Source organism: Marinibactrum halimedae, from assembly GCF_021234875.1.
In the GTDB taxonomy this organism is placed as follows: domain Bacteria; phylum Pseudomonadota; class Gammaproteobacteria; order Pseudomonadales; family Cellvibrionaceae; genus Marinibactrum; species Marinibactrum halimedae.
On the sequence record NZ_JAJQVM010000012.1, the window covers coordinates 119,569 to 129,855 of the forward strand.

A 10,287-nucleotide genomic window follows, 5' to 3' on the forward strand; every position below is an offset into this window, starting at 1 on the left:
TTGAATCCGCCGGTTACTGCGAGATATATACAATTATATCGGTAGAATACTTTCTTTGTTTCTAGCTTATGCTGGAAAAGCCAATTACACGTGTTGGATGAAAGAGGGTGTGGATAGTGAGGAAGGCAGTGCATTTGTCGTCATCGAATGTCGATGGGTGAGCCGGTATTTGCGAGCATTGGCACTCATAAGCGGTATCGAGGTTTAGTTTGTATGGCAAAACTAAGGTGAATGGCCAGTGGCAGCTCTTTTGTCTGGTGCAAAAATAAACAAATTATGAGCGGTGTAGGGAAGCTATGATTTGGGCTTTTCTACAGTCTCGTTACATATTGAGTCAGAGTTATTATTAAATGGCACTCATTAGTCGCACGAAAGCAACGTTGAGAATATCAGGTGATGATCTATTACCCGAAGATATTACTAATTCGTTAGGGGGGTTCCCTACACATGAGCAGACTCGTGGCGAGGAATTAGAAACATCCTCTGGAAGCATACGGGTGGCTAAATTTGGTATGTGGTGTTTATGTGCCACTGAGCAAGAACCTGGCGATCTAGATTGCCAAATTTCAGAAATACTAGAACAGTTAACAAGTAATCTCAATGCTTGGCAAGAGCTAGCTGACAATTACAAAATAGATTTATTTTGTGGCCTCTTCATGGAGGACGAGATGGAGGGTATAAGTCTAAGTCCTGAATCACTACAAAAACTAGGTGAAAGAAACATCCTGCTTGACTTAGATATTTATGGTCCAGATGAGGCTGAAGAAAATTTGTAACAAGGCAAGCCAAAACCGCACCTTCGGTGCTGGACTCGCTGACACCCGCCTTTATTCACTCGGAAAATGCACAAATCACCTTCGACCGAGACGGGCGCGACGAAAACCTCTCGGAAGCCAAAGCCATCGTCGACATACTGGAATGCCTCTCCATCAATAACCTCGGCCCCTTTGATGAGAATTACAACTTAAGCGAAGCCGTTGGAATATTATTGGCTCGGTTGTACCAGAATATGCACCGTTGTTAATGGTGTAGTTCTCACTGCTCTGGCCATTATTCATGGCCGGGCAGTAAGCTATTGTTAACTGTATAAATCGTAATTACACTTCTCGCCGCTACTATGCAGTACGCATCCATAAATAGTTGAAAAGGAGAAATTCATGCCGACTTCACAGGTCGTAATGGTTGATAGTTTATACCCTATTGGTGAGGGACGTTCAGGACATACCAGCTGCAAAGGTACTACCAAATTTGGCCCCATTGACCCAAAAACACTTTTTTGTGAATTAACAGCCTCGCAAGATGCCAGTATGAAGGTGTTCGTCGAATTTCTTGTGCGTATGGGAGTTGATCGCCGGCTTTGCGAACCCAATAGCCGTCTATGCCCTCATCAACAATATGAAGTGGAAGACAATAAACGACGTGCAATGTGTGCCTGCGCAGAGTTTGAAGCGCTGTTGGATGCCATTCGTGAAAAGGGATTGGATGAGATTGTAAGATTATTTAAAGCCAATAAAATCGCATTTGTTGCACACGACGATGCAGGGAGTATTATGGCTCCCTGCGATAATTGTCTTTCATGGCTCCAGCCTTGTAATATTTCCTGTTACTCATATCATTGGCAGCTTACCAATGCCAATGATATTCCTCTCATTAATCATTTTCGTTAATATTAAAAATCGAGGTAAATAAAGGGGCGAATTTAGCTCCTTTTTCTTTTTAATAAATTCTGCTTGTACGTTTATGGTGGGTTGCCAGGGGCCACCCTCGGGTGGGCTGGTTGCTCTTATCCGGTACTGCGAACCCCTCGCCACCCATAACGATTCATGGCGCCTATGAATAAAATAATTATTTTTTTAATGTCTTATGTGCCAATAAATTATTTGGTTGGGTGAGACTTATACAATAATTTAATCTCTTAGGGTTTAATTCCCCGCCGCTTGCGGCGAATAACTAATCTAAATACCCCGCCCCTTGGGGCGGGGATGTTTATTTTTTCCGGAATAACTGGACAAAGTCTCTTGAGCAATATGTACTCGTTTTCATTCCCGTTTTAAAGTGCCCTTGTCTCTACCGTAATGAATTAAAAAAGAGAGTGATCACGATGGAACTATCGCCAAAGAAAAAAACGATTTTCTCAGCTTACTAATGGGTACATAGCAGATGCCACTTAATGTTGGCTAAGCTATGTACCCCTTAGTAGCTTGGGTTCTCGACCTTTGGCTACGCTTTTTTTCAATGCCTCATAGCCCCTTTCACGATAAAGGGCCACCATCGATAAATTTGGCTGCGATTAAAGCCGAGCGCTTTGATTACGACTTCAGGACTTTCGCCAGCTTCCACTTGCTGTACTGCACGAATGCGAATTTCTTCGAGCGTATCGTGACTTAATTTTCTGCCATCATTTTTCATAACTGTATTATACAGTGTTGGCTAAGTTATGCACCATTTAGTACCAGAAAGGCAGTGGCAAGAGCACTCTCAGAAAAAAGAGGCAGAGAAATTTCGGAGGCGAAATTAAATCAAATGTTAAATCGATTAACGAATGATCAGGGATTTGTTTTTGAGATTTTCGAGGTATTGAATTTGCAATTAATTGCGGTGCCAATCCCACAGAAATAAAGGGAAGTTTTTCTGCGTAGACAGAATGTAGACACTTTTGCGCAAAAGGTTGAATTTTAACAAAATTGTAAGAATCTTTTGCGTTCTGGAAGGTGTTGATTTTAAAGGACTTTCTAGATGGTACCAGAGGCCGGACTCGAACCGGCACGCTCGTGAAAGCAAGGGATTTTGAACCCCCTAAGAGTAGTTTTGAAAGGTTTTGATTCTCGTATAATAAGTGTTTGCATGTAAGCCACCATTCACAAATGTTGCTATTCTCTCGTTTACTAGGACATAATTTGGACGTCTTGGGCACAGTAGACAAAATGGTGATTCATACTGCGAGTAAGCGATCAAACGGGTTTTTATCCAGTACTTCAACGAGATGTTTCGGAGCGAGTTTAGCGTAACGTAACGTCATCTCCATTGTTTTATGGCCTAGTATCTCTTTTAACTTCAGTATATTTCCGTCATTGATCATGTAATGGCTGGCAAAGGTATGTCTCAGGATGTGAGTACTTTGCCCTTCAGGGAGCTGTAAGCCCGCACGTTCAACAGCCGATGCAAACGCCCGATAACAGGTGTGAGGGAAAAGTCGCCCGAACCGTGGCCGCCCATGGAGAATTCTAGCGATGAGTTCATCCGAAATCGGTACTGCCCTGGCCTTGGAATTCTTGGTATTTACATAGTGTACTTTCCCGTTCCGGATTCTTCCTGCTTCCAATGTTTCTGCTTCGCTCCAGCGTGCGCCAGTCGCTAAACAGATTTCGGTGATCGTGAGGACATCCGGATTCTTGGCGTTTTCCAGTTCCGCCAAGAGTTTCTTGATTTCGTTTTCCTCTAAATACGTCAACTGAGATTCATCAATTTGAAGTTTGGGAATTCCAGCTAAAGGATTCGTTCCCTTCCAATTTTTCAACTTAATTAATGTGCCATACGTTGCGGACAGGTAAGCGTGTTCATGATTGACGGTGTTTTTACTCACCGTTCTATTTTTCCGAGGGAGAATTTCCTGGAGTCGTTTTTTTCTATATCGTAAAAAATCTTCTCCGGTGAACTTACGGGCTAGGGGGTTTTTCAAGCGATCGCACATATTCATTAATTTAATTTTACGGCGATCACCGTCTTTGAGTGAATAGCCATATAACTCGTACCAATCATCAATCAACTTAGAGAGACGGCGGTTATCACTTCGGGCGGTTGAGAGTTCCCCTCGATTGGTTTGTGCTTTTAATTCAATTTCGTAGTCTTCTGCCTCTCTCTTACGCAGGAAAGTTTTTCGAATTCTACGACCTTCACTGCCATGAGGTCGAAAATCCACTTGCCAGCCACTCTGCACTTTTCTAATCGCCATAACGCTTCCCTATTTAACGACTAATTCACGAATGCCATACCCCTTTGGCTCTAAATCGGCCATGATTTTTGAAACGATAATATGGCAATAATTACTCTTACTGCTCTGCAAAGCCTTGATAGAAATGGGGCCTTCATACACCAACCACGGTAGTAATTCAGGAAATTTCTCACCGAGGTTTCGAAAGTCAATTTCATTCACCTTGGCGCGAATACCTTCGATATTTTTCAGCCTCACATATTCAATACCCATAAAATCAGCAAATTCTTGAACGCCCATTCCCATGAATTCACGGATCGCCTTCACTCTAGCACCAGCCGGTTGTGACATGTCATTCCTCCAATAATGTTTTCAGCGTCATTTTCAACAGTATTTGGCGTCATTATTATCAACTCTACTGATTGATAAATAATGTCGCGAGTTTATAGAAATCACTTTAGCAGATAAAAAAAGATAAAAATAGTTAAAAATAACTTGATATAAAATTTAATAGGCCTACCATAGATAATAATTATCCAAAGCAAAGCAAACAGGAGATGATATGCCTACCAAAATTAAAGACTTACCACTAGACCAAATCCAGTTTCCCGAATTACCTGAGGGGCCGGTGACCTTCAATATGCCGTTTCCATTGATGAACCAGGAAGAGTTTGCCGAGAAGGTGGGCTTTCGACAGGGGCAGATGAACACCCAAATCAACTTGGGCAACATACCCACCGTGAAGATCGGGCGGTTGCGGCTGGTGAACATCGCCGCACTCACCCTCCAGTGCATGGCACAAAAGGACAAAGACTAACCCCTATTGATCCGAAATGAGCTGGAAACGCTGCTATGCCTGACTATTTGAATATTGATGATGAGATCATCGAATCCCTTCGCAACGACACGGAATATGCCTTTAAAGAAAGGAGCAATTTCTTTCAGTACGGGCGTTGTCCGAATTGTGGGAAAAAAGAGTTATTTGTCGGCAAGGACAAGCCGGGTCTCATTCTGTGTAATCGCCGGGATGAATGTGGGTTTTCCATCACAACCCGAGAGCGGTACCCGGCGTTGTGGGAGAACTTCGCCGAGCGTTTCCCATCGACGGATCATGACCCCAACGCCACCGCTCGCGCATTTCTCGGAGTGAACCGAGGGTTCAACACCGATAAATTAGAGGGGTGGTACACCCAGGGCTTCTTCCAACTCCCCGACAATAACTGGGCACAAACCTGCCGCTTTCGGTTATTTGAAGGGGAAGACTATTGGGAGCGCATCATTGATCCGGCTCACGTCAAACGTGCGGGTAAAAAAGCTCGCTTTAAACAGGGCACAAAATACACCGACAAACACTGGTCGCCACCAGGGCAGGTGATTAAAAAGAATGATCGGGTGTACATCACCGAAGGGATATTTCATACGATTGCGTACCACCACATTGGCAAGAAAGCGGTGTGTGCGTTTTCCTGCAATAACTTGCCAAGGGAATTCATTGCACAACACAAAGACGACAACATTATTTGGTGCTTGGCCTACGACGACGAGCCCGGTGCCCATAAGCACATTCGTAAATATTACCAAGAATTAAAAACACTGAAGCAAACCGTTGAGATTGCCCTCACCGGCAGCAAGAAAGATTGGGACGACCTCTACCGATTAGACCGTTTAAACGACGAAGAGTTAGAGGCGTGCAAATGGCGTGGCCAGTTATTTATTGCCGAGAGCGCGAAACAAAAAGCCTTTATGCACTACGCCTGGAAGCAGCAAAGCTATTGTATTTTGCCGTTTGAAAACCAGCTGTATTCAGTCAGAGTCAATTTAGAAGTGCTCAGTAAACAACTAGACGGTGAAAGATTTGACCATCACTTTCATCGCGATGAGTTTTTCCGTGCCGCGAAAATTAAAAATATATCCAATTGCATACCGAATTTTTTGTATGTGCAGAAAGATAAGTTTACCGATGAGCGCCGTTATTTTTTTGACGTCAAACTCGCCAGCAGTAATCGCCGTTATCACGTGGGCATCACTGGGCCTGCATTAACGGAACCGCGTGCCTTTGGTCAAGCCCTTATCAGTAATACCGATGGCGGTACGTTTGATGGTGCGGCTGGTGACTTAAAAAAATTACGAGACCAATGGTTAAACCGCCAAGTGGACTTTGTCGAGACTGTGCCTTTTGTGGGCTACGACGAAGAGAGCCAAACGTATATTTTCCCAGAATGCGGATACCAAAATGGGCAACGTTATGAATTGAATGAGCAGGGTTATATACAACTACCTAATCGTGGAATAAAGACAACGCTATCCAGTATTAAGATCACTTCTACAACAGAATTTGATCCTACATGGGTTAGAGACTTTATCAAAGTATTTCATTTGAATGGTGTCTGTGCTTTAGCGTATTGGACAATGTCGCTGTTCTCTCAACAAATAAAATTACAATTGCAGGGTATGCCTTTCCTTGAAATTACCGGCGAGAAAGAATCTGGAAAAACTACATTGATACGTTTTTTATGGAAATTATTTGGCCGTAGTTATGAGGGTGTTGATATGAATGAAATGACAGATGCCTCACGCGGAAGAACCTTTGGCCAGATATCCAATTTACCCATGGTACTTTTAGAGTCAGATAGGGAAGTGAATTCTTCCGCAGGTGGCCGGCCTACAACAGCAGTGAATTGGGATGTGATGAAAAAATTAACGGACTTAAATGCTGTCATTTCATCTCGTGGAATAAAAACCAATGACAATAATACCAATGAAATCCTGAATAGAGCGGCTTATGTTGTTGCGCAAAATGCCAGTGTAGATGGAGGTGAACCGATTTTAAGCCGCTTTTTTCACCTTCATTTCACAACCGCACACAAGCGGCCAGAGAATCGTCCTATTGCAGATCGATTAAAGGCAATGGCGGTAGAGGATTTGGGCGGTTATTTACACCATGTATTGACTCATGAAAAAGAATACCTCGATCAATTTTTTACCTACTTTAAAGTTTTCCGAGAACGCCTTGATCAAGTAGAAGAACTAAAAGTGAGTGATCGTACGGTAGATTTTCATGCGCAGGCAATGGCCTCGGTTGAATTACTTAAATTTTTACTGCCGGAGTTCCCGGATTTTGTTATCGAAAAAGCATTGGATCATGTTGTTGAACGGGCAAAAAATAGAATTGATCGAATGTCTTGTGATCATCCAGAAATTGCACGCGCCTGGGATTTTTACTTGTTCCAAAACTATCGGACTAGAAAAATCACAATAAGGGAAAACGGCAAAGAAGAAACCAAAACTGAGAAATACGAAATCTTAAACCAACATAAACAAAAGAATCTTATTGCAATTAACCTCAATGATTTTGTTCAACAGGCAAGAAAAGCTTATCAAGAACCGTTTTCAATTGACGAGTTAAAGCGTCTGTTACCAAACAGTAAAAGGCCTAAATATTTGGCAAAGAAAAAAATTAGAAGTAGTCGCGAAGGCGGAAACTCAACACCAATGTGCTTCATATTCGAGAAACCTTCGGATTGGGAATGACAGTGTCTTTCTCCCCTTTTTTTTGTGTCTCCACTGGAGAGTAAAAAAATGTGGAAGGGGGGGCGTGTAAACCTGCAACAAGGGCAACTGAATATAGTGATAACTATAAATATCTATATATATCAGTAAGTTAAGTTACTTTTTTTCCTAAAAAATAGAGCAACTTTGCGGCAACTCAAAAGCAACAAGAGCAACAAGAAGTTGCTCTTCAGTTGCTCTACTCAGAAATTTTAAAAATGGCTACAGCCCTTTATTCATAAGGGTTTCAGGCTGGTTAAAATGTGTACAGCAACTTTGTTGCTCTTGAGTTGCTCTCGGGTGATTTGGCTGTATCCCCCGAAAACACTGGCTTTGAGCCATGTTGAGGGAATGGTGTTGCCGAAATTGCCTGTTTTCAAAACCCCCATCCCCGTATGTGTTTTTTTCTGGGATTTTTCATCAATCAAAACTAAAAAGAGGAATACCATGACAAGTTCAACTCAAAAATTATTTGCTGATCAAGATTCATATTCTGGTGGGTTGTTGTCAGATCGGATTTACCAGGTCGCAGCGAATATTGAGGAAGCGTTTATTAAGGCTGGTGCGGTTCCAGGGGTGAGTTACAACCACTCCGATATAGCTTCAATGGCTGTCAGTTTGATGCCCTCTATAACTGACCTTGAATCAATTGAAGTGCCTTTACTTTTGAGTACGCAGGGTAAGAAACTATTCTGTGAGTCCCTTAAACCTGAGCATGAAAAATTAGAAGACTTTTGGAGGCATTTACATTCGTTCAACTTGAGCAAACGATACAATGGAAAAGAGGAGGTTGATCACAGTAATGAATTTGATTTACTTGCCATTGGCCTAGAGCATTTGGCTCACTTGCGAAAAGAGGATGAATTTGAAGAGCTAGATCAAAAAGACATCGAAGAACACCTCCACCTAAGCCGCCAATACAAATACCTCGGAAAAGAAACCATCACCAGTCGCCTCACTGGTGAGCCCACCCTTTGCTGGATTTTCCAACGCCCCGAAGGCCAGTATTAATGCCACTCATCACCCACCTCACAACCGCTTCGGCGGTTGTTCTCACCTTGCTCTGTCTGGCACTGCCCACCTACCAATGGTCACAGCTTCCAAGTGACCTCATTGTTAAGTGGTTGGCAGGGGCGGCGGCGTTGTCGTTGGGTGTGCTGAAAATTACCTTTGTGCCCCTGTCGATTCAGAGCTTTGAACAACAACGATTACTACCCGGCCTGTGCTTATTACTGGCGGCGTTGGTGGCATTGACATTAAGCATTTCGGCCACCGGAGATTTATTGCACTCCACCATGGCAACACGCCACCAGCAAACCTTGGCCAACAACCAAACGTTTCGAAATGTTCAGGCGGGCTTAAACGGTTTAGACCAACAAATAAACCAACTACACCGTTTAATCGAATCCGACATTAACGCCGGTTACCGTCAGCGTGCCTACGAGCGGCAATCGGGTTTAATGGCCTTGCATGAAAAGCGTGATGCCCAAGTTAAAACGTTAAACCAATGGTCGAGTGAAACCACACACACCGCCACCTTTGGCAAACCCATTACCGTTATTGGGTTGAATGGGCCAGTGGTCATTCAGGCCACCACCGGAGTGGCCATGGCCTTGCACTTGGGTTGTGTGTTGGCTGTGCTCGCCGTAACGGCCTGGCGACCTAAACCTTTAAACTCTTCAGAGTTTAAACCGCAACCCGCGCCTAAACTTAAACCCGAAACGAACGCTAAACCCTTAAACCCTTCAGAGTTTAAACCGCAACCTACGCCTAAACTTAAACCCGAAACGTAAACGCCAAACCAATTACACCTTGATATTCCAAGGCAACAAAGCCTCCACCTGCTCAACATCATTGACATTGGGCAGTTCTTTAAAAATGTTTTGCAAATATTCGTAAGGGTTGAGCCCATTGGCCTTGGCTGTTTCGATTAAACTGTACAAATTGGCACTGGCTTTCGCTCCCGCCTGACTTTTGCTGAACATCCAATTCTTACGCCCAATCGTGAACGGACGGATTGCGCGCTCTGCTGCATTATTATCGATCGGGTAGCGTCCATCCTCCAGATAGCCGATTAATCGATCCCACTGGTTATTTAGGTACACCAATGCCACACCCAGCTTGGTTTTCGGCGCCACGGTTTGCAGGCTTTTATCCAGCCACTCTTTTAATTTGGCCACAATCGGCTTGGCTTCCTTTTGCCGAAAGATATGGCGCTGATCCGGTGGCTCTTCTTTGATTTTCTTTTCAATCGCGTACAGTTTTTGGATATAGGCTAAAGCTTGATCGGATTTTCCGGTTTTCCCCTTTTTTTGCAGTGCTTGAGCTTCTTTAAATTTTCTTCGAGCGTGTGCCCAACAGCCTAAACGCGTAATGCCATAGTCATAGCAGGCTTTTTGATACCCTTCATAACCATCCACCATAATGGCATGATTGTCTGAGCTGAGTAATTCAAGCGGAACTTGTTGCCCTCGGTGATCGGCATAATGAAAAACACTCGCCGAGTGCGAACCCGTATGGTTCATCACCCACATATAGCTTTTGCTTTGCGCATTTTTACCCGGTTCATCTAAGACTTGCAGCGTCGTTTCGTCCATATGAAGGAGCGGTTGTTTGTGCAAATGTTCGATCAGTAAGTTAATGAGCGGCTGCACTAATTTTCCACACTGAATCATCCAGTTCGACATGTTGGTTCGATCCAGATGAATACCGATACGCTTAAACATCTCACTTTGGCGATACAGGGGTAAGGCATCCGCGTATTTTTGCGTGGCGATAAAAGCCAATAAGCTGGGGCTGGCAATGCT

Annotated in this window: 12 protein-coding genes; 8 read left to right on the forward strand and 4 right to left on the reverse strand. The window is 43.6% G+C overall.

From position 1 onward, the window contains the following. Window positions 1–55 precede the first annotated feature (55 nt). The 4 genes from LU351_RS09040 (at window position 56) to LU351_RS09055 (ending at window position 1,667) form a co-directional block, all read left to right on the forward strand. A complete protein-coding gene (locus tag LU351_RS09040; protein ID WP_232593745.1) occupies window positions 56–208 on the forward strand; it encodes a hypothetical protein in 153 nt (50 codons plus the stop codon). 142 nt (window positions 209–350) lie between these two features. Continuing rightward, entirely contained in the window at window positions 351–776 is a 426-nt protein-coding gene (locus LU351_RS09045; protein WP_232593746.1) for a DUF4279 domain-containing protein, read from the forward strand. A gap of 26 nt (window positions 777–802) precedes the next feature. Continuing rightward, window positions 803–1,024 (forward strand): hypothetical protein, encoded by a 222-nt coding sequence (locus LU351_RS09050; RefSeq protein ID WP_232593747.1) that lies wholly within the window; start codon window positions 803–805, stop codon window positions 1,022–1,024. Between the two features lie 133 nt (window positions 1,025–1,157). Continuing rightward, the gene (locus LU351_RS09055) at window positions 1,158–1,667 is read left to right on the forward strand and encodes a hypothetical protein (protein WP_232593748.1); all 510 of its coding nucleotides are present in this window, start codon (window positions 1,158–1,160) and stop codon (window positions 1,665–1,667) included. A 565-nt stretch (window positions 1,668–2,232) separates the two neighbouring features. Here LU351_RS09055 and LU351_RS09060 read toward each other — a convergent pair. The 3 genes from LU351_RS09060 to LU351_RS09070 all read right to left on the reverse strand — a co-directional run bounded on the left by LU351_RS09060 (window position 2,233) and on the right by LU351_RS09070 (window position 4,282). Then, complete coding sequence (locus LU351_RS09060) at window positions 2,233–2,409, reverse strand: helix-turn-helix domain-containing protein (protein WP_232593749.1); 177 nt, start codon at window positions 2,407–2,409, stop codon at window positions 2,233–2,235. Between the two features lie 523 nt (window positions 2,410–2,932). Next, on the reverse strand, window positions 2,933–3,952 hold the full coding sequence (locus tag LU351_RS09065) for a phage integrase (protein WP_232593750.1): 1,020 nt from the start codon (window positions 3,950–3,952) through the stop codon (window positions 2,933–2,935). Window positions 3,953–3,961: 9 nt separating this feature from the next. Then, a complete protein-coding gene (locus tag LU351_RS09070; protein WP_232593751.1) occupies window positions 3,962–4,282 on the reverse strand; it encodes a hypothetical protein in 321 nt (106 codons plus the stop codon). Between the two features lie 211 nt (window positions 4,283–4,493). On the opposite strand from LU351_RS09070, the gene LU351_RS09075 reads away from it, so the two are divergent. The 4 genes from LU351_RS09075 (at window position 4,494) to LU351_RS09090 (ending at window position 9,273) form a co-directional block, all read left to right on the forward strand. Next, the gene (locus tag LU351_RS09075) at window positions 4,494–4,748 is read left to right on the forward strand and encodes a hypothetical protein (protein WP_232593752.1); all 255 of its coding nucleotides are present in this window, start codon (window positions 4,494–4,496) and stop codon (window positions 4,746–4,748) included. 35 nt (window positions 4,749–4,783) lie between these two features. Further along, the gene (locus LU351_RS09080) at window positions 4,784–7,462 is read left to right on the forward strand and encodes a toprim domain-containing protein (protein WP_232593753.1); all 2,679 of its coding nucleotides are present in this window, start codon (window positions 4,784–4,786) and stop codon (window positions 7,460–7,462) included. A 465-nt stretch (window positions 7,463–7,927) separates the two neighbouring features. Beyond that, a complete protein-coding gene (locus LU351_RS09085) occupies window positions 7,928–8,491 on the forward strand; it encodes a hypothetical protein (protein WP_232593754.1) in 564 nt (187 codons plus the stop codon). Continuing rightward, window positions 8,491–9,273, forward strand: coding sequence for a hypothetical protein (locus LU351_RS09090; RefSeq protein WP_232593755.1), 783 nt, complete (start codon window positions 8,491–8,493; stop codon window positions 9,271–9,273). Before LU351_RS09085 ends, LU351_RS09090 begins: the two co-directional genes overlap by 1 nt. A 12-nt stretch (window positions 9,274–9,285) precedes the next feature. Here LU351_RS09090 and tnpC read toward each other — a convergent pair. Beyond that, the coding region (gene tnpC / locus LU351_RS09095; protein ID WP_232593756.1) for an IS66 family transposase at window positions 9,286–10,287 on the reverse strand (1,002 nt) is incomplete at its 5' end.

Bases quoted from the DNA above. Each gene is read 5' to 3' on its own strand.
- LU351_RS09055 (WP_232593748.1), top strand. From the start codon at position 1,158: ATGCCGACTTCACAGGTCGTAATGGTTGATAGTTTATACCCTATTGGT.
- LU351_RS09075 (WP_232593752.1), top strand. From the start codon at position 4,494: ATGCCTACCAAAATTAAAGACTTACCACTAGACCAAATCCAGTTTCCC.
- LU351_RS09085 (WP_232593754.1), top strand. From the start codon at position 7,928: ATGACAAGTTCAACTCAAAAATTATTTGCTGATCAAGATTCATATTCT.
- LU351_RS09070 (WP_232593751.1), bottom strand. From the start codon at position 4,282: ATGTCACAACCGGCTGGTGCTAGAGTGAAGGCGATCCGTGAATTCATG.
- LU351_RS09045 (WP_232593746.1), top strand. From the start codon at position 351: ATGGCACTCATTAGTCGCACGAAAGCAACGTTGAGAATATCAGGTGAT.
- LU351_RS09065 (WP_232593750.1), bottom strand. From the start codon at position 3,952: ATGGCGATTAGAAAAGTGCAGAGTGGCTGGCAAGTGGATTTTCGACCT.
- LU351_RS09060 (WP_232593749.1), bottom strand. From the start codon at position 2,409: ATGAAAAATGATGGCAGAAAATTAAGTCACGATACGCTCGAAGAAATT.
- LU351_RS09080 (WP_232593753.1), top strand. From the start codon at position 4,784: ATGCCTGACTATTTGAATATTGATGATGAGATCATCGAATCCCTTCGC.
- LU351_RS09090 (WP_232593755.1), top strand. From the start codon at position 8,491: ATGCCACTCATCACCCACCTCACAACCGCTTCGGCGGTTGTTCTCACC.